This is a genomic window from Pseudomonas sp. OE 28.3, assembly GCF_014268205.2.
Lineage (GTDB): Bacteria > Pseudomonadota > Gammaproteobacteria > Pseudomonadales > Pseudomonadaceae > Aquipseudomonas > Aquipseudomonas edaphica.
In genome coordinates this window covers 6,297,637-6,319,528 of record NZ_CP077082.1, presented here as the reverse complement: position 1 = coordinate 6,319,528, position 21,892 = coordinate 6,297,637, and the positions used below count along the sequence as shown (strand labels likewise).

The following is a 21,892-nucleotide window of genomic DNA, read 5'->3' as shown; positions in this document are numbered from 1 at the left end:
TGCGCGGTTTTCCATTCATGAAAGAAGGATCTTTATGCGGACTTTCCCTTTTTTGCGGGGGCGCAGTTGGTGCGCGCTGGTATTGGCGGTGGGCGTTTTCGGCGTGGCACAGGCCAAGGATGATGCTGCGGATCGCTCCGTGACCATCGAAAAGCAAACTCAGCGCTACGTGATCAATACCGACGGCAGCTATGTGGTGGATGCCGATAAGGTCGTGCTGATCAACGAAGAGCGGGCCATCAGGTCCAGTGCCCAGCAAGCGGTCAGTTACAACCGCTCATTGGATAGCCTGGAGATTATCGAGGCGTTCACGCTCAAGCCCGATGGGCGCAGGGTAATGGTCACCGCGCCACAGATCAGGGAACAACAGGAGCAGGCCTCGGCCAATGCTCCGATGTTTCAGGATTCGCGGGTCAAGGTGGTGATTTTTCCTGAGGTGGCAGTGGGTGATCGTCTGAGCTTGCGTTACAAGCGAATACGCCACACGGCGCTGTTTCCTGGCGAGTTTACCGACTTCTCCACGGCGAGCTTGAGCCCCACGCTGGATTACTCCCTGATCTACGACTTGCCGGCCGACAAGCCTTTGTACGCCGAGGCCCGGGGTTTCAAAGCCTCCACTTCGGCCGCAGCGGTTGGGCGTAAGGTGTACCGATGGGACTACGTGCCGGCCGACAAAACCCGGCCCGAACAAGGCGCGGTGGCCTACACCGACTATGGCCAACTCCTCGCTGTTTCGACCTTTGCAACCTACAAAGACCTGGCCAGGGCTTACGAGGCACGTGCCAAGGTTGAGGTCACACCGCAAATCACCGAATTGGCGCACAGGCTCACCGCCGACCAGCCAACGCCTCGGGCCAAGGCCCTGGTGCTCAGCGATTGGGTGCGCAAGAACATCCGTTATGTGGCGGTGTACATCGACGCCGGCGGCGTGGTGCCGCACCCGGCGCAATCGGTGCTGGACAACCGTTACGGCGACTGCAAGGACCATGTGGCCCTGCTGGAAGCCATGCTCAAGGCCGTTGGCATCGACAGCTCACCGGTGTTGATCAACGCCGGCAATGCCTATGTTTTGCCCAAGGTGGCGGCGTTACGCGTGCTCAACCATGCGATCACCTATGTGCCAAGCCTGGACCTCTACCTGGACTCCACCGCCAGTTTCATCGCTGCCGGTTACTTGCCACTGCAGGACTTGGACAAGCCGGTGTTGTTGACGCGTACTGGCGAGTTGGCACGTACCCCGGCCACTCAACCGAGCAAGCTGTCGAGTGAATTGGTGTTCAAGGTCGATGACAAGGGCGCGGCAGACTTTACGCAAACGTCCCTCGCCGAGGGTTGGCGTACCGAAGCGACGCGTTTTTGGATCAGGTCTCAGCAGCCGGCGGAGCGTGATCAGATGATCCAGAAAATGCTGCGCAGCTCAGGCCAGGCGGGCAACGGCACCCTGCAAACAGATGCGCTGGACGGTGATGCGTCCGGCTTCAACACCACGTTGGCCGGGCGCACGGAAAACTTCGTCAACGTGCCTGGGCCGATCGGTGTACCGGCACTCAGTCGCCTGGGAAGCTATATCGCCCAGGATGTGCAGGCCCTGTCGGTAGAAAAGAAGCGGGTGCAGAACTTCACCTGCTTTGCCGGCGAGAGCGTTGAAAAGGCCCGCTTCGAGTTCCCCGCGTCGTTGACTATTCTGGCGCTGCCCAAGACCGTTTCGCTCAAGGGCGCGGATGTAACCTACGACGCCAGTTATGAGCGCAGCGGCAATACCGTGCTTGTTTCCCGCACGCTTGCCTTTAACCACCCCGAAGCGGTGTGCAGCCCTGAGTGGTTCAAGAGTATGCAGCCGATGATCGAGGCGATGTTCAATGACCTCAAGAGCCAGATCATCGTGCAGGCCCATTGATCGCAGGCGCCGGCGGCGAAATGAATCCGCCGCCGGCCTCAATCAGTGAGCCTCGGTTGGCGGTGCAGGCTCATCTTTGGTCACATGCTTGACCAGCTTGCCGATGCTCAAACCCTGCAACAGGATCGACGACAGCACCACGATGTAGGTGATGCTCAGCAGCAAGTCGCGTTCCGGGCCAAGCGGCAGGGCCAGCGCCAGTGCTACCGAGACGCCACCGCGCAAACCACCCCAGGTGAGAATGCGGATAGTGCCGCGTGGCACCGTGCGCCAGCGGCGCAGCAACAGGATCGCCGGGGCCACGGTCAGCAGGCGTGAGGCCAGGATCGCCACGGCCAGCAAGCTGGCGGCCAGTACGTGCAGCCAGTTGAACGGCAACAGCAGCAGCTCCATGCCGATCAGTGCAAACAGCAGGGCGTTGAGCATGTCATCGAGCAACTCCCAGAAGCCGTCGAGGTAGCGGCGGGTCATGTCGTTCATGGCCAGCTTGCGCCCCAGGTTGCCGATGATCAGCCCGGCCACCACCATCGCAATTGGCGCCGAAACGTGCAGTTCGGTCGCCATTGCCGAACCGCCGATCACCAGCGCCAGAGTCAGCATCACTTCGATCTGATGCTGCTCGATGCTCTTGATCATCAGGTACACCAAGTAGCCGATCAGCCCGCCGAACACCACGCCGCCAATCGCTTCATGGGCGAACAGCATGGCCGTGGCGCCGACGGTCGGTGTTTCGCCCAGCTGTGCGATGCCCAGCAGTACGGTAAACACCACCACTGCGGTGCCGTCGTTGAACAGCGATTCGCCGACGATGGTGGTTTTCAGTGGTTTGGAGGCGTTGGCGGTTCGCAGCACGCCCAACACCGCAATCGGGTCGGTGGGCGAAATCAGTGCACCGAAAAGCAGGCAGTAGAGGAAGCTGACGTGCCAGCCGAACAGGGCAAAGATGTAGTACGCCAGGCTGCCGATGACCACGGTGGCGATCAATACGCCGAAGGTCGCCAGCAAGCCGATGGGCCAGCGATAGCTGCGCAGGTCGTTGAGGTTGACGTGCAAGGCGCCGGCGAACAGCAGGAACGACAGCATCCAGTTCATCAGCAAGTCGCCGAAGTCGATCTGGCCGATTAACTGCTGGATACGTTCTTCGAGGCCTGGGTAGCCGATAAGGCTCAGGCCTTGCAAAATCAGGGAGAACACCAGGGCCGTGACCATCACACCGATAGTGGGCGGCAGCCCGATAAATCGGTAGTTCACATAGGTGAGCAGGGTGGTAAGGCAAATAAAGGCGGCGACAAGTTCAAGCATCCGAGGTCCTTGGAAGTGAGGGAAGGTCGTTATTGCTGGGATGGACCGCACCAGCTGCGGGATGTTTCAAGGCACGGGCTAAAAGCCTGATAGAACCTTTCGGCGCGCCTCGGTTCATAGCCGGTGAGTGCGATTTTGCAGTGATAGTGCTAAAACTCTAATTTCTATTTAAAACAAAAAAAGGAATCCATCATGACGGCCGCTTTCTGGTGTGTGTTGATCGCAATATTCCTGCCTTACCTGTGCACGGGGGTGGCCAAGTTCAGCGGTGGCAAGTTCGGCCCGCGGCAGAACCACGACCCGCGTGCCTTCCTGGATACCGTCGAAGGCGTCGCCAAGCGCGCCCACAATGCCCAGCTCAACAGCTTTGAAGTGACGCCTGCGTTTGCAGCGGCGGTAATCATCGCGCACCTGGCCGGTACGGCGTCGCTGGTGACCATCAATGTGCTGGCGGTGCTGTTTATCACCAGTCGCCTGCTGTACATCATTTGCTACCTGGCCGACTGGGCGATGCTGCGTTCGCTGGTGTGGGCGGTGGGGATGGCGTTGATTGCGAGTTTCTTTTTTGTGTCGATCTAGAGGTTTGACGTAATCCCCTGTGGGAGCTGGCTTGTGTGGGAGCTGGCTTGCCTGCGATTCGGGCACCTCGGTATGTCAGTTACACCGCGGTGATGCTATCGCAGGCAAGCCAGCTCCCACACAAGCCCGCACACATGGGTTCTTCAGCGTTATTCAGGTGCCAGCTGGCGCATCCGGCACGTGGGGCAACGCCGCGCCCTTGGGCCACAGCATCCAGATCTGCCCCTGCTGCTTCATATTCCCCGCCAGCTCACCCGCCGCGTCACCGGTGCCCCAGAACAAGTCTGCGCGCACTTCGCCGGTGATCGCGCCGCCGGTGTCCTGCGCGGCGACGGGCCGTGCGATGGGCGAGCCATCGGGTTTGGTGGTCGACAGCCACAACAGGCTGCCCAGCGGAATCACCTTGCGGTCCACCGCCACGCTGTAACCCGCCGTCAGCGGCACATTCAGTGAGCCGCGCGGGCCTTCGTTGCTGTCCGGGCGGGCGCTGAAAAACACGTAGCTGGGGTTGCTCGCCAACAATTGCGGAATGCGCTGCGGGTTGGCCTTGGCCCAGGCGCTGATGGCGCCCATGGTCACGTCTTCTTTTTTCAGTTCGCCTTGCTCCACCAGCCAGCGGCCGATCGGGCGGTACGGGTAACCATTCTGGTCGCCATAGCCCACGCGCAATTGGCGCCCACCGGCCAGTTGAATACGCCCCGAGCCTTGAATCTGCAGGAATTGCAGGTCCATCGGGTTGGTCAGCCAGGCAATCGGCTTGGCAGTGGAGCCTTGGCCGTTGATGGTGCTGGCGTCGTCATACGGCTTGAGTACACGGCCCTCGAGGCGGCCGCGCAGGCGCTTGCCCTTGAGTTCCGGGTAGATGCTTTCCAGGTTGACGATGATCAGGTCGTCCGGCACGCCGTACACCGGCACATGGGCGGTGGCGGTTTCGGTCAGGCTGCCGGGGTAGACCGGCTCGTAGTAGCCGGTGATCAGGCCATTGGGTGTGTTGTCGGCCGAGCGCAGGCCGAACACATCCAGGCGCTCCTTGAGAAAACCGCGCACGGCTACGGCATCGCCCGGTACGGTGGCGGCGGCGGCACAGGTTGCGCCCCACACCGGATCAGCCTTGAGGCGCTGGCAGGCACTGCGCCAGGATTCAAACCCGGCCAGCAGGTCGCTGTCGGAAACCGCCGGCAGCGCTTCCCACGGTGCACTGACATAGGTGGCGACGGCATGGGGCTTGGCCGCTTCATCTTTTTTGCCGGTGTCTTTGCCGCCATCGCAACCGGCCAGCAGCGCAACCATCGGCAGAGCCCACACCATTCGGCGGCTCCAGCGTTTCAAGGTGACATTCATACACGTAATTCCTGAAGCGGTTGCCTGCGCCGCAGCGCATTCAGGCAACCCTTATTATTAATAGGGCTATTGGTCTTTGCGGGCGGGGCGAGGATACTGGCCGCCGTTTCCCGTGACCCTGAAGCCATCATGACTTTTAAAAAACTGACCGTGGTATTGCTGGCCTGCCTGACCTTGTCCGCCTGCGGCGGTGTCGATCCTAATTCGCCGCTGGGCCAACGCAAGGCCATCTTCAAGCAGATGCTCAAGACCGGCGAAGACCTGGGCGGCATGCTGCGTGGGCGTATCCCGTTCGACGGCGCGAAGTTCGCCGAAGGCGCGGTCAAGCTCGATGCGTTGTCCCACGAACCGTGGAAGCATTTCCCGAGTGTGCGTGAGGAAGATCACACCAGCGCCAAGGATACTGTGTGGCAACAGCAGGCACGCTTCCAGGAGCTGGCCCGAAACCTTGAAACGGCTACCGGTGAATTGGTAATCGCAAGCCAGGTGCAGCCCTACAAGGCCAGCAACCTGGGGCCTGCGGTGCAGAAAGTCGAAGATGCCTGCACGGCCTGCCATAAACAGTTTCGCGACCACTGACCGGTTTTATTTGTCGAGTTCGTCGACAGCCTCCTGCAGTTCTTTGCGCGACTGAGCCAGCTTGTCTTTGCGTTTGTTGATCTTGTCGGCATCGCCTTTTTTCATCGCCTTGTCGAGGTCGGCCTGACGGCGGGTGACTTCGTGCTTGGCGTCGAGCACTTTGTTCTCGCGTTCTTTGCGCAAGGACGCATCGGTGCAGTGGGCGGTGACTTCGCTCAGGGCTTTTTCCAGGCCGGCTTGTTGTTCGCTGTTGCCATGGGTCTTGGCTTGTTCGATTTGTGCGCTGATGGCCTGGCGCTTGGCGGCGCAGCCGGTGAGTTCTGGCACTTCTTCGGCGGCCAGCAGCGGCATGCTCGCCAGGCTTACGGTGGCCAACAAGGCAAGTGGGGCTAGAAATTTCATGTGAGGCTCCAAGGTCGCAATCGGATGGCAGGGTGAATTCTGCCGGGAGTAAAAGTGGCCGGGTTGGGCTTAAAACCCGTCAATTCCAGCCACGCGTAATGTTTCAGCTAACGCTTGTACTTGCGGGTCGCGAAAAAAAGCGCTCAATTGCGCCGCGCGGCCCGGGCCAATGCCGTCGGTGGCCAGCCAGGCTTGCGTGTCTTTGGCTGCCAGGGCCTGCCAGCCACCCTCCAGATCGTTGCGCGCCGAAGGCGGTACGCCCAGGGCTTTTAGCCATTGTGCAAAGGGCCGTTGCCGCGCGCTTTTCAGGCTGTCGAGCACCCGGGCACGGCGGCGATCACCGAAGCCGTCAATGTTAGCAAGCTCTGCCGCATCCAGGGTTAACCAATCGAGAATGCCTGCGATTAGACCGGCCTGGATCAATGCGTTCCAGGTCTCGCGGCCCATATAAGGCAGGGCCAGTCCCTGGTTGCTGCTCAGCCAGGTCAGGCGCGCGAGCAATTGCTCTTCGCAGCCAGGGTCCAGTTGCCAACAACTCAAGGCGTGGAAGTTGCGCGCATCCGGTACTTGCACCGCCACCCTGGTCTCGTTGCGCAGGATCACTTGCTCCAACCGAGGAATCACTTGGCCGGCAAGGCTGATGGAGACCTGATCGCCGGGGCGGATATCCAGTGCATGCCAGTGTTTCAAGGAGCCGACGCTGACGCGGCGGATTTGCCGGTCGTCCAGTCGCACCGACTCCAGTTCCAGAATGGGCGTGATACGCCCCGTGCGGCCGATCTTGAACTGCACCTTGCGTACCAGCGCCAAAGCCCTGGTTATCGGGTATTTCCAGGCGACCGCCCAATACGGCGCGCTGACCTGCCAGCGCTTGGCAGGTGCGTGCCGGGCCTGGTGCAGCACCACGCCATCGCTGGCAAAGGGCAGCGGATGGTTGTACCAGTACCTGCGCCAATGCGCGGCTTCAGTGAGGTTTTGCACGGGATGGCTGTAGCGGCGGCTATCGGTGAACCCCCAGCGCGCCAGGGTGGCCAGGCGCGTGCTGAAGTCTGTCGGGCCGTCGGGCCAGGCCCAGACGAATAGCCCGATCCTGGAGGCCTCGGCATCGCTTAACTGTCGGCGATTCATCAGCCCCGCCACTTTGCTGCGGGCACTGAGCCCGCCGTGTTCGGACTGCACATGATCGTCAAGACGCCAATAGAGTTCGCCTTGCAGCACCAGGTCGATGGGCTCTGGCAGTTGCTGGACAATGCCCTGGATCTTGCGCGCGGCGGCTGTCCAGTCCTGACCGAGCAGGCCGTCGCCACGGCTGATGAGCTGGCTCAGGCGGCCTTTGCGATACACCAGCGTCACCGCAACGCCGTCGACCTTGGGCTGGATCCAGACGTCCTGGCGTGTCTTGAGCCACTCACCCACGGCCCCTTCATCCACCAGCTTTTCCAGGCCGGTATGAGCGACTGGATGAGGCTGCGTACCGCGTGCACCTGCCAGCGGGTTATCAGCCGTCGACTGCGTTTGCGCAAAACAGGCCTGCCACCGCGCCAGGCGCTGTCGGGCCTGGTCGTACAGCTCGTCGCTGACCGGGGACTGACCGAGCCGGTGGTAACTGTCATCCCAGAGCTTGAGCTGTTCAGCCAGGGTGCCGACCTGTGAGCGTGCCTCTTCGGGGCAGTCTTCGGCCCAGGCTGGAAACGCCAGGGCGCTGAGTAGAAGGGCAATCAGTAAATGCATCATGAGCATCCTTGCTCGGAAGGGACGCTCAGCCTAAGTGATCCAGGCAGCCACAAAAAAGCCCCGGCAGTGCGGGGCTTTTTACCGGGTGTTACCAGTTACTTGAACAGGCCGCCCAACGCCTTCACGGCATCGTTCTTTTCCATCTTGGCTTCCTGTGTTTGTTGCTTGGCATCGACCTTGGCCTGGGATTCTGCCAGTTTGTTACAACCTTTGTTGAGCTGCTCCTGAGCCGCTTTAAACGCCTGGACGCTCAGCAGGTCGTTCTTGGCTTGCGCCGCATCGATCTTGGCTTGCAGGTCTTTGGCTTGCTGCTGACAGTCGCCGGTTTTGCCGCCTAGCTGAGTGCTCAAGGCGCCACCCAATGCACTCAGGTCGGCGGCATGGGCCGGCAGGGCAAACAGGCACAACAGCAGGGCGGCAGGAGCGAGCGTGGAAATGCGCATGAAAAACCTCAATGTTCGATTGCTTGCGCGCTGGTCTATCCCGGGCTGGCGCAAGGCAATATCCAAATAAGGTGAGAGGCCCGAGAGGGCGCGGATTCTAGAGGGCCATTATTTGGCCTGCAAGCATTGGATCCAAAAAATACGAAAGTCATCACGCAGACAATAAAAAGCCCCGTCGGGCGAACCCGGCGGGGCTTTTGGTGCAACGCGTGCTTACAGGCCGGCGGCAGTGCGCAGGTCGTTGGCGCGGTCGGTTTTTTCCCAGGTGAAGGTGGTGAAGGTGTCGTCGCCGACAGTCTTCTGCGCAGGGGTACGGCCGAAGTGGCCATAGGCTGCAGTGTCCTGGTACATCGGGTGCAGCAGGTCGAGCATGGTGGTGATTGCGTAAGGGCGCAGGTCGAAGATCTCACGCACCAGCTTGACGATCTTGTCATCGCTGATCTTGCCGGTGCCGAAGGTATTCAGCGAGATCGACGTAGGCTGGGCTACGCCGATCGCGTAGGAAACCTGGATTTCGCAACGCTCGGCCAGGCCGGCCGCGACGATGTTCTTGGCCACGTAACGACCGGCGTAGGCCGCCGAGCGGTCAACCTTGGAGGGGTCTTTACCCGAGAACGCACCACCGCCATGACGGGCCATGCCGCCGTAGCTGTCGACGATGATCTTGCGACCGGTCAGGCCGCAGTCACCCACTGGGCCGCCGATGATGAACTGGCCGGTCGGGTTGATGTGGAACTGGGTGTCTTTGGTCAGCAGTTCGGCAGGCAGCACGTGCTTGACGATCAGCTCCATCACGCCTTCACGCAGGTCGGCGTAGGACACGTCCGGGTTGTGTTGGGTCGACAGTACAACGGCGTCGATGCCCACCACTTTGCCGCCTTCGTAACGGCAGGTGACCTGGGACTTGGCGTCTGGACGCAGCCATGGCAGCACACCGGATTTACGTGCTTGCGCCTGGCGCTGTACCAGCTGGTGCGAGAAGGTGATTGGTGCCGGCATCAGCACGTCGGTTTCGTTGCTGGCGTAGCCGAACATCAGGCCCTGGTCGCCGGCGCCCTGATCTTCAGGCTTGGCGCGGTCCACACCCTGGTTGATGTCGGGGGACTGCTTGCCGATGATGTTCATCACGCCGCAGGTCGCGCCGTCGAAGCCGACGTCGGAGCTGTTGTAGCCAATGTCGGTGATCACGTCACGAACGATCTGCTCCAGGTCGACCCAGGCCGTGGTGGTGACTTCACCGGCGATGATCGCCACGCCCGTTTTCACCAGAGTCTCGCACGCCACGCGGGCGAACTTGTCTTCAGCAATGATGGCGTCCAGCACCGCGTCAGAAATCTGGTCGGCGATTTTGTCCGGATGCCCTTCAGACACGGACTCGGAGGTGAAAAGGGAGTATTCGCTCATCTCGATGTTTTCCTGATATTTACCGATGGTGAGTGTCGCCAGTCGGTCGCTGAAAGTGGCGGACCTGGATCTGGAAACCATTACGTAAACCTACATAGAGGCTTTCCCCGGGAACGAGTCCCGCAGCGGTGGCCCAACGGGCCAGATCGTCCTGTTCAAAACCCAACCAGAGATCACCGCAGGCCTCCTTGGCCCAATTCTGGTTGTGGCTGCATAAATCTGTGACCAGCAGGCTGCCGCCCGGTTGCAGCAAATTCGCCATCTGCTTGAGGGCTTCGGCGGGGGCCGCAAAATGGTGCAAGACCATGTTCAGCACCACACAATCGGCCAGCAGGCTGGTGTCATTCAACGCGTCGGCCAACTGCAGGCTGACGTTGCCCAGCGCTTCGCGCTCGCACAGCTGGCGCGCCAGTTCAAGCATCGCCGGGCTGTTGTCCAGCGCGGTCACCTGCTTGAAGCGACGTGCCAGTTCCGGCAGGAAGCCACCGTCGCCGGGGCCAACTTCCAACGCCGTCGCCTCATCACTGAAGCTCAGCTTGTCCAACAGCGCCAGTACGCTTTCGCGGTATTGGGGCAAACCGGCGATCAAGTCCTGTTGGGCGCGAAACTTCTCGGCTACCCGTGAGAAAAAGTCCTGGCTGGCGGCGGCGCGTTGCCCGTGGACCTGGCTGATGCGCGACTGCACGTCGCTGGGCAGGCCCAAACTGTCTACCTCTTCGAGCAGGGCAGCGTGCAGCTTGCCGCCGAGCAGCTCGGTGTGGGGCAGGGCGCGGCGATAGAAAATCGCATTGCCTTCGCGGCGCGTAGCCACCAGCTCGGCCTGGGCCAGCACCTTGAGGTGGTGGCTCATGCCGGATTGGCCGATGGCGAAGATCTGCGCCAGCTCCAGCACCCCAAAAGAGTCGTTGGCCAGTGCGCGCAACACGTTCAGGCGCAACGGATCACCAGCGGCCTTGCATAAGGCAGCCAGCTCATCGCCGTCGTCGGGACGCAGGGAGGGCACGGGTAGGTTCATAAGGCCAGCAGTCTAGTGACGGGTGGAAATCCCCGCAAGGCCAATATCAAAAAGTTTTGATATTGGTCGATAATCGGTAGTTATAAGCAGCCGCTATAACCTTTAGACGAACCGGTGGGCTGTTTCTGCAAGCCAATGCCGGGTAAACCGCAGGAAAAACACCTACAAGTGACTATCTGTCATTGCCCGCAGGCGGTGGCTGAGGGAAAATGCCGGTCCTTTTTTCCGTTTCTTCTACTCAAACTCCAGGAGATCAGCGATGCCCAGCCGTCGTGAGCGTGCCAACGCCATTCGTGCCCTCAGCATGGATGCCGTGCAAAAAGCCAACAGCGGCCATCCCGGTGCCCCGATGGGCATGGCGGATATCGCCGAGGTACTTTGGCGTGACTACCTGAAGCACAACCCGAGCAACCCGTCGTTCGCTGACCGTGACCGGTTCGTGCTGTCCAACGGCCACGGCTCGATGCTGATCTACTCGCTGCTGCACCTGACCGGCTACGACGTCACCATCGATGACCTCAAGAGCTTCCGCCAGCTGCACAGCCGTACCCCGGGCCACCCGGAATTCGGCTACACCCCAGGCGTCGAGACCACCACTGGCCCGCTGGGCCAGGGCCTGGCCAACGCCGTGGGTTTTGCGCTGGCGGAAAAAGTATTGGGCGCGCAGTTCAACCGCCCTGGCCACAACATTGTCGACCACCACACCTACGTGTTCCTGGGTGATGGCTGCATGATGGAAGGCATTTCCCACGAAGTCGCTTCCCTGGCCGGCACCCTGGGCCTGGGCAAGCTGATTGCCTTCTACGATGACAACGGCATCTCCATCGACGGCGAAGTCGAAGGCTGGTTCACCGACGACACGCCAAAGCGTTTCGAAGCCTACAACTGGCAGGTGATCCGCAACGTTGACGGTCACGATCCGGAAGAGATCAAGACCGCCATCGACACCGCGCGCAAGAGCGAGCAGCCGACCCTGATCTGCTGCAAGACCATCATCGGTTTCGGCTCGCCGAACAAGCAAGGTAAAGAAGACTGCCACGGCGCCCCACTGGGTGACGCGGAAATTGCCTTGGCTCGCGAAGCGCTGAAGTGGAACCATGGCCCGTTCGAAATCCCGGCTGACATCTACGCCGAGTGGAGCGCCAAGGAAAAAGGCCTGGCCGCCGAAGCCGAGTGGGACCAGCGTTTTGCTGCCTACTCCGCCGAATTCCCGGAATTGGCCAACGAGCTGGTGCGCCGCCTGGCCGGTGACCTGCCTGCCGACTTCTCGGAAAAAGCCTCGGCCTACATCGCTGAAGTCGCGGCCAAGGGCGAGACCATCGCCAGCCGTAAAGCCAGCCAGAACACCCTGAACGCCTTTGGCCCATTGCTGCCTGAGATCCTCGGCGGTTCGGCTGACCTGGCCGGTTCCAACCTGACCCTGTGGAAAGGTTGCAAAGGTGTCTCGGCCGAAGACGCCAGCGGCAACTACATGTACTACGGCGTGCGCGAGTTCGGCATGAGCGCCATCATGAACGGCGTGTCCCTGCACGGCGGCCTGGTGCCTTACGGCGCGACCTTCCTGATGTTCATGGAATACGCGCGTAACGCCGTACGTATGGCCGCGCTGATGAAGAAGCGGGTGATCCATGTGTACACCCACGACTCCATCGGCCTGGGCGAAGACGGCCCGACGCACCAGCCGGTCGAGCAACTGACCAGCCTGCGTACCACGCCGAACCTGGATTGCTGGCGCCCAGCCGACGCCGTGGAATCGGCCGTGGCCTGGAAGCACGCTATCGAGCGTAAGGACGGCCCTTCGGCGCTGATCTTCTCGCGTCAGAACCTGCAACACCAAGTGCGTACCGACGCGCAGATCGCCAACATCAGCCGTGGCGGTTATGTGCTCAAAGACTGCATCGGCGAGCCGGAACTGATCCTGATCTCCACAGGCTCCGAAGTCGGCCTGACTGTTCAGGCCTACGACAAGCTGACCGCCCAGGGCCGCAATGTTCGCGTTGTGTCCATGCCGTGCACCAGCCTGTTCGAAGCCCAGGATGCCGACTACAAGCAATCGGTATTGCCGTTGCAGGTCAGCGCACGTATCGCCATCGAAGCGGCTCACGCCGACTACTGGTACAAGTACGTGGGCCTGGAAGGCCGCGTGATCGGCATGACCACCTACGGTGAGTCGGCGCCGGCGCCAGCGTTGTTCGAAGAATTCGGTTTCACCCTGGAAAACATCCTGGGTCAGGCTGAAGAGCTGCTGGAAGACTAAGTCAGTCTGCGTTGTCTGTACTGGCGCCATCGCGGGCAAGCCCGCTCCCACATTTGGATCACGGTCTAATGTGGGAGCGGGCTTGCCCGCGATGGCGTCAGAACATTCAGCACCGAACTCACCTTGATCGAGAACCCCATGCCTCAACCGCGTCCCTACAAAGTTGCACTCAACGGCTACGGCCGCATTGGTCGTTGCGTCTTGCGTGCTCTGTTCGAGCGAGGGGCGGCGGCCGGGTTTGAAATTGTGGCGATCAACGATTTGGCTGACATGGCCAGCATCGAATACCTGACACGCTTTGACTCCACCCACGGCCGCTTCCCCGGCGAAGTGCGGGTCGAGGGCGATTGTCTGCATATTAATGGCACCTGCGTGAAGGTCTTGCGCAGTGCCACCCCCGAAGGCATCGACTGGAAAGCACTGGGCGTTGACCTGGTGCTGGAATGTTCCGGTGTCTACCACACCCGTGCCGATGGCCAGCGTTTTCTCGACGCCGGCGCACCGCGTGTGCTGTTTTCCCAGCCGATGGCCAGCGAGGCGGATGTGGACGCCACCATCGTCTACGGTATCAACCAGGATTGCCTGACCGGCGATGAACTGCTGGTGTCCAACGCCTCCTGCACCACCAACTGCAGCGTGCCGCTGTTGCGCCTGCTGGATCAGGCGATCGGCATCGATTATGTGTCGATCACCACGATTCACTCGGCGATGAACGACCAGCCGGTGATCGACGCCTATCATCATGAAGACCTGCGCCGCACGCGCTCGGCGTTCCAGTCGGTGATTCCGGTGTCTACCGGCCTGGCCCGTGGCATCGAGCGACTGTTGCCGGAACTTGCCGGGCGAATCCAGGCCAAAGCCGTACGGGTGCCGACGGTGAATGTGTCCTGTCTGGACATCACCATGCAAACCGTCAGCGACACTGACGCGACGGAGGTCAACCGGATCTTGCGCGACGCCGCCACCAGCGGCCCGCTCAAAGGCCTGCTGGCCTACACCGAGTTGCCGCACGCCAGTTGTGATTTCAACCATGACCCGCATTCGGCGATTGTCGATGCCAGCCAGACCCGTGTTTCCGGCCCCAGGCTGGTGAACATCCTGGCGTGGTTCGACAACGAATGGGGTTTTGCCAACCGCATGCTGGATGTGGCAGAGCACTATCTGCACATCGCTTCTAAACAACCTCAACAGTAATTCAGGAACTGCGACCCATGACCGTGTTGAAGATGACCGACCTCGATCTGCAAGGTAAGCGCGTACTGATTCGCGAAGACCTCAACGTCCCAGTCAAGGACGGTGTTGTCACCAGCGATGCGCGAATCCTGGCCTCGCTGCCGACCATCAAGCTGGCCCTGGAAAAAGGCGCGGCCGTGATGGTCTGCTCCCACCTGGGTCGCCCGACCGAAGGTGAGTTCAGCGCCGAAAACAGCCTCAAGCCTGTAGCCGACTACCTGAGCAAGGCCCTGGGCCGCGACGTGCCGCTGGTAGCCGACTACCTGGGCGGCGTTTCTGTTGCGCCTGGCGATATCGTGCTGTTCGAAAACGTGCGCTTTAACAAAGGCGAGAAAAAGAACAGCGACGAACTGGCCCAGCAATACGCGGCCCTGTGCGACGTGTTTGTGATGGACGCTTTCGGCACCGCGCACCGCGCCGAAGGCTCGACCCACGGCGTGGCCAAGTTCGCTAAAGTTGCAGCGGCTGGCCCATTGCTGGCTGCTGAGCTGGATGCATTGGGCAAGGCGCTGGGTGCTCCGGCACAACCGATGGCTGCCATCGTGGCCGGCTCCAAAGTGTCGACCAAGCTGGACGTGCTCAACAGCCTCAGCCAGATCTGCAACCAGCTGATCGTCGGCGGCGGCATCGCCAACACCTTCCTGGCCGCAGCCGGGCACCCGGTGGGCAAATCGCTGTATGAGCCAGACCTGCTCGACACTGCCCGCGCCATCGCCGCCAAAGTCAGCGTGCCGCTGCCGGTGGACGTGGTGGTTGCCAAGGAATTCGCGGAAAGCGCCGAAGCCACCGTCAAGCTGATTGCTGACGTGGCGGCTGACGACATGATCCTGGATATCGGCCCGCAAACGGCGGCTAACTTTGCGCAACTGCTGAAAACCTCCCAGACCATTCTGTGGAACGGCCCGGTTGGCGTGTTTGAGTTCGACCAGTTCGGCAACGGCACCAAAGTGCTGGCCAAGGCGATTGCCGAAAGCTCGGCATTCTCCATCGCCGGTGGTGGTGACACCCTGGCCGCCATCGATAAATATGGCGTTGCTGACCAGATCTCCTACATTTCTACCGGTGGCGGCGCATTCCTCGAATTCGTCGAAGGCAAAGTGTTGCCGGCCGTTGAAGTGCTGGAAACCCGAGCCAAAGGTTAAGGCTCGTGATCCGGAAAAGGAGCATTCCCATGATCAAGTCGTTGGCACTGGTGATCGCAGCGGGCCTGTTGGCCGGCTGCGGCAGCACGCCAAGCGCTGTGCCCGAGGCTGAAAAGCCTGGGGCTGCGCCGAAAAAAAGCTGCTACCAGGCCGACTGGCAGGCCGAAACCATGCCGGTGATCAACAAGCGCATCGGCAATGAACGGCTGGAACAATACGACGCCGCGCCCAACGGTCAGGAACAGGGTTGCCCATGACGGGTCTGATCAACTAACCGACAGCAGTGGCGGCCCTTGGGGTCGTCGTTCGAGGAGTGGCAATGAAAGGCGTTTTCGCCCTCGCAGCCCTGGCCTTGTTGGCCGGTTGCAGCAGCATGAACATGTTCAACAAGGCCGCAGAACCGGCAGACAAATGGACCACCTGGACCTGCGACAGCAAGGCCGAGGTCAACTGGCGCTTTACCAATGCGGCACGTTCCGAAGTGGATGTACGCCTCGGTGGTTCGGACCAGGTTTATCGCCTTAAACAAGAGGTTGCCGCCTCGGGCGTGCTGTACAGCGACGGCCAGCTGGCGTTTCACACAAAAGGTGAGGAAGGCCTGGTTTACTGGGTCGCCACCGATGATTTGATTGGGCGTGGCTGTAAGGCCCAGTAAGAACACGGTCTCAAAATAGATGAGATCAAAATGTGGGAGCTGGCTTGCCTGCGATTGCGGTGGGTCAGCAAAACAAATGTTGTCTGATCTGCCCCCATCGCAGGCAAGCCAGCTCCCACATTGATCCGGTTCCAAAGTCACTTATGTGTAAACCGGACACTGCAATAACGATTCAGCAGCTCAAGCTTAACCCCTTGATCTGCAATAACTTGAATAGCAGCCGCCGCTACGGCAGGCTTGCACGATTAACGACCCTCGACCGGGAGAGACAACACAATGGCACTTATCAGCATGCGTCAAATGCTGGACCACGCAGCCGAGTTCGGCTACGGCGTCCCAGCCTTTAACGTCAACAACCTTGAGCAGATGCGCGCCATCATGGAAGCCGCTGACAAGACCGACTCCCCCGTGATCGTCCAGGCTTCGGCCGGTGCGCGCAAATACGCCGGCGCCCCGTTCCTGCGTCACCTGATCCTCGCCGCTATCGAAGAATTCCCGCACATCCCGGTGTGCATGCACCAGGACCACGGCACCAGCCCTGACGTGTGCCAGCGCTCCATCCAACTGGGTTTCAGCTCGGTAATGATGGACGGCTCCCTGGGCGAAGACGGCAAGACCCCAACCGACTACGAGTACAACGTGCGCGTAACCCAGCAAACCGTGGCCATGGCTCACGCCTGTGGGGTTTCGGTTGAAGGCGAGCTGGGCTGCCTGGGTTCCCTGGAAACCGGTATGGCCGGCGAAGAAGACGGCATCGGCGCCGAAGGCGTGCTGGATCACAGCCAGATGCTGACCGACCCGGAAGAAGCCGCTGACTTCGTGAAGAAAACCCAAGTTGATGCCCTGGCCATCGCCATCGGCACCAGCCACGGCGCCTACAAGTTCACCAAGCCACCTACTGGTGACGTGCTGGCTATCGACCGCATCAAGGAAATCCACAAACGCATCCCTAACACCCACCTGGTGATGCACGGCTCTTCCTCGGTCCCGCAAGAATGGTTGGCGATCATCAACCAGTACGGCGGCGACATCAAAGAAACCTACGGCGTGCCGGTTGAAGAAATCGTCGAAGGCATCAAGTACGGCGTGCGCAAGGTCAACATCGACACCGACCTGCGCCTGGCGTCCACCGGCGCAATGCGTCGCCTGATGGCTACCAACCCGAGCGAATTTGACCCACGTAAATTCTTCGGCGCTACCGTAACGGCCATGCGTGATGTATGTATCGCTCGCTACGAAGCGTTTGGTACTGCCGGTAATGCTTCGAAGATCAAGCCGATCTCGTTGGAAGCGATGTACCAGCGTTACCTGAAAGGTGAGTTGAACGCCAAGGTGAACTGAGCCTTAAGCGTTTAAAAAGAAGCCCGCAGCGATGCGGGCTTTTTTGTGGCCGGGATTTGATCAGGCAGCGGTATCGAAACCTCGGTGCTCAATGACGCGGAACACGTCGCTCACGTCCTGCACCAGAATACGTGCGGTATTGGCCACGTTATTCAGGTCGCGCTCGGCGAAGTCCGGGAGGCTGGAGCAGGCCATCAGGTTGAGGTGTTCGAGGGCGGCGTTGAGGCGTTCGCGCAGGCAGGCGTGGAGGTCGGGCAGTGGGGCGGCGCTGTCGATCAAGAGCACCGGTGAATCGGTGGCGGATTCGGTGCAGGGGTAGAAGCGGCGGGGCGGTAATGGGTCGGTCATGGTGAATCCTTAACTCAAAAGAAGAATGACCACCGTTTGCTGCGAAACAAATTAGGTGGCAGCTGTACGCGGGTTCGCAGACCGAGGAGTTAAGACCCGGCAGACCCGAAGGTCTCCCACGCACAGCCGCCATAACAAGGACGGCCGTCGGCGGAGCGCCGGGGCCGTTTGTGACGGGTGCAGTATTAACTCGGTAGGGCTGCGAAACCCTATCGCTGTTCTCAGCGACGGGGCGAACTATAAGCGGCGATCTGTCCGCCCGCAACGGTCGTGTAGGACCAACCTCGATCCCCGAACCGATGGAGATCCAATGTGGGAGCCGGGCTTGCCCGCGATGGCGGTGTGTCAGGCACTGCTGATGGTGGCTGATACACCGCCATCGCGGGCAAGCCCGGCTCCCACAGGGTTCGGTGGTGTGTTTAAGAGGTCGTAGTAATCAGGGAATAGTCTTTGTGTTTGTCGGAGTTTGCCTACGAATAGTGGCGACTCAACAGTTGTTTGCGATCGGAAGCATCCTAAAGCCGGTCAGTAGAACGCACAGTGTCTTGATGGTTTTTCTGTTTTATTTGTACACCATTGAAAGTGCCTTTTTATCGCCTTCGAATCATTTAAGGTTGGGCTTTAAAATGTATTCGATGAGAGAGAATTGGTAATGAACTTTATTAAAGTTGCTGGCATTTTCATAGCGTTGACGGCAGTGGGCTCTGCTGCGTCGGTCTATGGGAAAGGCAGGGTATATACAGCGTCTGTTGACGATAAGGGAACGGTCTATGCGCAATCGCCCACGTGGATTAAAGAAGTAAAATTGACTGCGCAACCTGACTACTTTTCAGAGTATAAAGTTAGATTCGTGCCCGGTGTTTTTAAAGAGGTGCCGAGCTTCTGTACGGTGTCGGTGACGGAAGTGTACTCTAATGAACGTATCTTCTATGGTCACGCCAAGTTGGGTGGGCTGCCGGCGATCAATTACATTAATGTATTGACACTCATGGTGGGTGATAACAAACCCGCCGGCGATTCTTCAATGGGCTTTATGCTGATGTGCGTTGATTAAACCCACTAAGAGGCCCCGTTACTAACGGGGCTTCTTTCACGCTCTACTCGTGATCAATATCCAACTTGGCAAACGTCACCCGTGCGCCTTCCTTGCTGTCGCCGCTGTTGTCCTGCACATACACCCCTGCCTTGAAGTACAGCGGTTTCGCACCCCACGCGGCGCCTATGCGCTCGTTCCATTCGCCATCTGCGGCATACACATTGAGCAGCCCGGCTTTATTGAGGTTGATCACGTAGGTAAAGCTCTTGTTGAGTGGCACATTGGAGGCGACGGTGACCACGCGCCCCTCACCATCATCCGGGCGCATGCGCACCTTGGCGACGATGTTGCCGGTCTGGGTTTTTTCCTTGAATTGATACTCCAGTTTGATCAGCGGTTTCTGGCTGTCATACGCGTGGATCTGGCCGATGACCACTTTGCCGCTGGAGGGCACCTGGTTGACGGCCACGGTGGCGCGCAGGAAGTTGTTGGCTTCGTTGTAAGTCCAGTTGCGCAGGCGCCCATCGGCGTAGGTTTCGCGTAACTCGCTGCGTGGGTAGATGGCGTTTTCGGTGCGGGTGCCGGTCACGGGTGTCCAGAATTGCACGTTGCTGCCTTCGGCCTGGAAGTACTGGTCCTTGAAGCCGCTCAGCAGCTTGGGGGTGTCGATGGTCGTGGGCGGGGAGCCGACCGGGATGCTGAGGTTCCAGGTGGAAAGGTCGATCATGGTGTTGGCCTTTTACAGAGGGTGAAGGCTTTAGCCCGAGGGCTGTACAGGTTCTTTATAGGCGGTGGTTGTCCGGTTGTTAAACAGTTTGTGGCAAATTATTGGCGTCAGCTAAATGCCAAAAAGCCATGTTTCCCACAGGCCGTGGGCTGTAGGGCTTGACCGTTAGTCGGCTTCCTGAGCTTTGGCGCAATGATGGCATCCACGTCACTTCTGCTTTTTTTAAAGCGGGGCTAGAGTGAGCCCTCAGTGTTTGTCCGGTTTTTGTAGCAGAAGTGACCGGTGCAGCCCCTCAAGGAAGAGACGTAGCATGGATTGCGCTCCACACCCCGGCGATGGCAGTTCGGTTCTTTTGGTCGTCGATGACTACCCGGAAAACCTCATCAGCATGCGTGCGCTTTTGCAGCGTGAAGACTGGCACGTGATCACGGCCGCTTCCGGGCTGGAAGCCTTGGAGTTGCTGCTTGCCCACGAGGTCGACCTGGTCTTGCTGGATGTACGCATGCCCGGCATGGATGGCTTTGAAGTCGCACGCCTGATGCGTGGCAGCCAGCGCACACGCATGACGCCGATTATCTTTCTCACGGCCCACGCCCAATCGTCCGCCGCTGTGCAGGAAGGCTATGCCAGCGGCGCGATCGACTATCTGTTCAAACCCTTTGACCCGCATGTCCTCAAGCCCAAGGTCCAGGCCCTGCTGGAGCAGCAGCGCAACCGCCGCGCCTTGCAGCGCCTGAGCCACGACCTGGAGTTGGCGCGTGCCTTCAACGCCTCGGTGCTCGACAACGCCGCCGAAGGCCTGTTGGTGGTGGGCGAGGGCAGTGTGATCGAGTACGCCAACCCGGCTATTTCACGCTTGCTGAACGCCACCATGGCCGAGTTGCAGGGCGAGAGCTTCTTGAGTTTCCTGCAAAAGCCCCATGTGCCCGCGTGGTTGAGTTTCCCGATGTACGAGGCATACCGCCGGGGTGAAACGTGGCGTCAGCACGACGCGATTTTGCGCACCGGCCGTGGTCAGCAGGTGCCCGTGGCGTTGTCCTGTGCACCGCTGCCCGCCGAGCAGAAGGCCATGGTGGTGACCGTGCTGGACATGTCCGAGGTACGCCATCTGCACCAGCAGTTGGAGTTCCAGGCCGTGACCGATCCGTTGACGGGGCTGTTGAACCGGCGTGGCTTTCACCAGGCGGTGGAGAACATCTTGCTGCGCAGCGAGCGTAACGAGCAGTCGCTGGTGTTGCTGTATCTGGACCTGGACGGTTTCAAGCGGGTCAATGACTCGTTGGGCCACGACGCGGGTGACCGCGTGCTGCGCTGGGTCTCGGAGCAGATGCAGGCCTGCTTGCGCTCCTGCGACATTCTCGGGCGTATGGGCGGGGATGAGTTCACCGCATTGCTGGAGTTGGAGTGCCCGGAGCAGGCCGCCAAGATTTCGGAAAAACTGATCGAAAGAGTGTCTGTGTGCCAGCAAGTGGACGGTTTGGAGGTGATGCTTGGCGTCAGCATCGGCATCGCGACGTTCCCGGACTGCGGCTCCGACCTGAGCGGCCTGTTGCGTGCGGCGGATATCGCCATGTACGAAGCCAAGCGCGCGGGCCGTCAGCAATATCGCTATTACGATCAGGAAATGAACGGCCGCGCCCGTTCGCGGTTGATGCTGGAAGACAGCGTGCGCACCGCGATTCAAAACAAGGACTTCACCCTGGTCTACCAGCCCCAGGTCTCGTTGGAAGACGGGCGCTTGCGCGGTGTCGAGGCGCTGCTGCGCTGGCAGCACCCCAGCGTCGGCGATGTGCCGCCGGGCTTATTCTTGCCGCTGCTTGAAGAGGCGCGGCTGATCAGCCAGTTGAGCGCCTGGATCTACCAGCAAGTCGCTGCCCAGCGCCAAGCCTGGCAAGCCACCTTCGATCAAGAGTTGGTGCTGAGCGTGAGCTTGAGTGCCAGCCAGTTCAATATGCCCAACCTCGCCAGCCAACTGCAGCAGGTACTCGAGCGGCATGGGTTACAGGGGCGCCAGCTGGAGGTGGAAATCAGCGAAGACAGCCTGATGAGTAACCTGGAAGAGACCCATAAGCAGCTTAAGTTATTGCGCCAGATCGGCGTGCGCATTGCCTTGGATGACTTCGGCCTGGGCCAATGCTCCCTGGCCCACCTGCGGGACCTGGAGTTCGATACGCTCAAGCTCGACCCGCAACTGGTGGCGCGCCTGCCAGGCTCGGTAAGGGACGCGGCAATGGCGCGCAGTATCATCCAGTTATGCGCACATTTTGAGGTGTTGGTGATCGCCGAGGGTGTGGAAACCCTCGAGCAGTCAACGTGGCTCAAGGCCAATGGCTGCGCATTTATTCAGGGGCCGTTGGCTGCCCAACCGTTGGTGGCGGAGGAAGTGGCTGCCTGGTCCCACCCTCGTCTGCTGTGAATTCGCTACACTGGCGGCCTTCAAACCCTGTTGCAGAACCC

20 protein-coding genes are annotated in these 21,892 nt (G+C 60.2%); 11 read left to right on the top strand and 9 right to left on the bottom strand.

All coding sequences use genetic code 11. The features are described from left to right. The first annotated feature begins 34 nt into the window (after positions 1–34). On the top strand, positions 35–1,897 hold the full coding sequence (locus HU759_RS28515) for a DUF3857 domain-containing protein (protein WP_186617014.1): 1,863 nt from the start codon (positions 35–37) through the stop codon (positions 1,895–1,897). A gap of 42 nt (positions 1,898–1,939) precedes the next feature. Here HU759_RS28515 and HU759_RS28510 read toward each other — a convergent pair whose 3' ends face one another. Continuing rightward, on the bottom strand, positions 1,940–3,199 hold the full coding sequence (locus tag HU759_RS28510; protein WP_017139407.1) for a sodium:proton antiporter: 1,260 nt from the start codon (positions 3,197–3,199) through the stop codon (positions 1,940–1,942). 192 nt (positions 3,200–3,391) lie between these two features. Here HU759_RS28510 and HU759_RS28505 point away from each other — a divergent pair, with 192 nt between their 5' ends. After that, the gene (locus HU759_RS28505; protein ID WP_017139406.1) at positions 3,392–3,778 is read left to right on the top strand and encodes an MAPEG family protein; all 387 of its coding nucleotides are present in this window, start codon (positions 3,392–3,394) and stop codon (positions 3,776–3,778) included. Positions 3,779–3,931: 153 nt separating this feature from the next. Here HU759_RS28505 and HU759_RS28500 read toward each other — a convergent pair whose 3' ends face one another. Next, a complete protein-coding gene (locus HU759_RS28500; protein ID WP_017139405.1) occupies positions 3,932–5,119 on the bottom strand; it encodes an MltA domain-containing protein in 1,188 nt (395 codons plus the stop codon). Between the two features lie 129 nt (positions 5,120–5,248). Here HU759_RS28500 and HU759_RS28495 point away from each other — a divergent pair, with 129 nt between their 5' ends. After that, complete coding sequence (locus tag HU759_RS28495; protein ID WP_017139404.1) at positions 5,249–5,698, top strand: cytochrome c; 450 nt, start codon at positions 5,249–5,251, stop codon at positions 5,696–5,698. A gap of 6 nt (positions 5,699–5,704) precedes the next feature. Here HU759_RS28495 and HU759_RS28490 read toward each other — a convergent pair whose 3' ends face one another. From HU759_RS28490 to HU759_RS28470, 5 genes are all read right to left on the bottom strand, one after another. After that, positions 5,705–6,100 carry a DUF1090 domain-containing protein gene (locus tag HU759_RS28490; protein ID WP_017139403.1) on the bottom strand — a complete coding sequence of 132 codons (396 nt, stop codon included), beginning with the start codon at positions 6,098–6,100 and terminating at the stop codon, positions 5,705–5,707. Positions 6,101–6,169: 69 nt separating this feature from the next. Further along, positions 6,170–7,834 (bottom strand): NAD-dependent DNA ligase LigB, encoded by a 1,665-nt coding sequence (gene ligB, locus HU759_RS28485; RefSeq protein WP_186617016.1) that lies wholly within the window; start codon positions 7,832–7,834, stop codon positions 6,170–6,172. 95 nt (positions 7,835–7,929) lie between these two features. Then, positions 7,930–8,277 (bottom strand): hypothetical protein, encoded by a 348-nt coding sequence (locus HU759_RS28480; protein WP_169987539.1) that lies wholly within the window; start codon positions 8,275–8,277, stop codon positions 7,930–7,932. A 213-nt stretch (positions 8,278–8,490) separates the two neighbouring features. Next, positions 8,491–9,681 (bottom strand): methionine adenosyltransferase, encoded by a 1,191-nt coding sequence (gene metK / locus HU759_RS28475; protein WP_099550362.1) that lies wholly within the window; start codon positions 9,679–9,681, stop codon positions 8,491–8,493. Between the two features lie 19 nt (positions 9,682–9,700). Next, positions 9,701–10,696, bottom strand: a complete 996-nt coding sequence (locus tag HU759_RS28470; RefSeq protein WP_017139399.1) for a metalloregulator ArsR/SmtB family transcription factor — start codon at positions 10,694–10,696, stop codon at positions 9,701–9,703. A gap of 259 nt (positions 10,697–10,955) precedes the next feature. Here HU759_RS28470 and tkt point away from each other — a divergent pair, with 259 nt between their 5' ends. From tkt to fba, 6 genes are all read left to right on the top strand, one after another. Beyond that, positions 10,956–12,953 (top strand): transketolase, encoded by a 1,998-nt coding sequence (gene tkt / locus HU759_RS28465; protein ID WP_138453924.1) that lies wholly within the window; start codon positions 10,956–10,958, stop codon positions 12,951–12,953. A gap of 138 nt (positions 12,954–13,091) precedes the next feature. Continuing rightward, on the top strand, positions 13,092–14,147 hold the full coding sequence (epd, locus tag HU759_RS28460) for an erythrose-4-phosphate dehydrogenase (protein ID WP_017139397.1): 1,056 nt from the start codon (positions 13,092–13,094) through the stop codon (positions 14,145–14,147). 17 nt (positions 14,148–14,164) lie between these two features. After that, positions 14,165–15,328: a phosphoglycerate kinase gene (locus HU759_RS28455; RefSeq protein WP_186617018.1), complete on the top strand. Its 1,164-nt coding sequence runs from the start codon at positions 14,165–14,167 to the stop codon at positions 15,326–15,328. Between the two features lie 29 nt (positions 15,329–15,357). Then, positions 15,358–15,585, top strand: coding sequence for a hypothetical protein (locus HU759_RS28450; RefSeq protein WP_186617020.1), 228 nt, complete (start codon positions 15,358–15,360; stop codon positions 15,583–15,585). A 62-nt stretch (positions 15,586–15,647) separates the two neighbouring features. Then, positions 15,648–15,983, top strand: a complete 336-nt coding sequence (locus HU759_RS28445; protein WP_099550365.1) for an MliC family protein — start codon at positions 15,648–15,650, stop codon at positions 15,981–15,983. Between the two features lie 276 nt (positions 15,984–16,259). Continuing rightward, the gene (gene fba / locus HU759_RS28440) at positions 16,260–17,324 is read left to right on the top strand and encodes a class II fructose-bisphosphate aldolase (RefSeq protein WP_003177554.1); all 1,065 of its coding nucleotides are present in this window, start codon (positions 16,260–16,262) and stop codon (positions 17,322–17,324) included. Positions 17,325–17,384: 60 nt separating this feature from the next. Here the strand turns inward: fba and HU759_RS28435 are convergent, their stop codons facing one another. Next, on the bottom strand, positions 17,385–17,672 hold the full coding sequence (locus tag HU759_RS28435) for a hypothetical protein (RefSeq protein WP_017139393.1): 288 nt from the start codon (positions 17,670–17,672) through the stop codon (positions 17,385–17,387). Between the two features lie 652 nt (positions 17,673–18,324). On the opposite strand from HU759_RS28435, the gene HU759_RS28430 reads away from it, so the two are divergent. Beyond that, positions 18,325–18,726 (top strand): hypothetical protein, encoded by a 402-nt coding sequence (locus HU759_RS28430; RefSeq protein WP_186617022.1) that lies wholly within the window; start codon positions 18,325–18,327, stop codon positions 18,724–18,726. A gap of 43 nt (positions 18,727–18,769) precedes the next feature. Here the strand turns inward: HU759_RS28430 and HU759_RS28425 are convergent, their stop codons facing one another. Next, the gene (locus tag HU759_RS28425; RefSeq protein ID WP_017139391.1) at positions 18,770–19,435 is read right to left on the bottom strand and encodes a polysaccharide lyase family 7 protein; all 666 of its coding nucleotides are present in this window, start codon (positions 19,433–19,435) and stop codon (positions 18,770–18,772) included. A 310-nt stretch (positions 19,436–19,745) separates the two neighbouring features. Between HU759_RS28425 and HU759_RS28420 the strand changes: the two genes are divergently transcribed. Next, positions 19,746–21,851 (top strand): EAL domain-containing protein, encoded by a 2,106-nt coding sequence (locus HU759_RS28420; RefSeq protein WP_186617025.1) that lies wholly within the window; start codon positions 19,746–19,748, stop codon positions 21,849–21,851. The last annotated feature ends 41 nt before the right edge of the window (positions 21,852–21,892 follow it).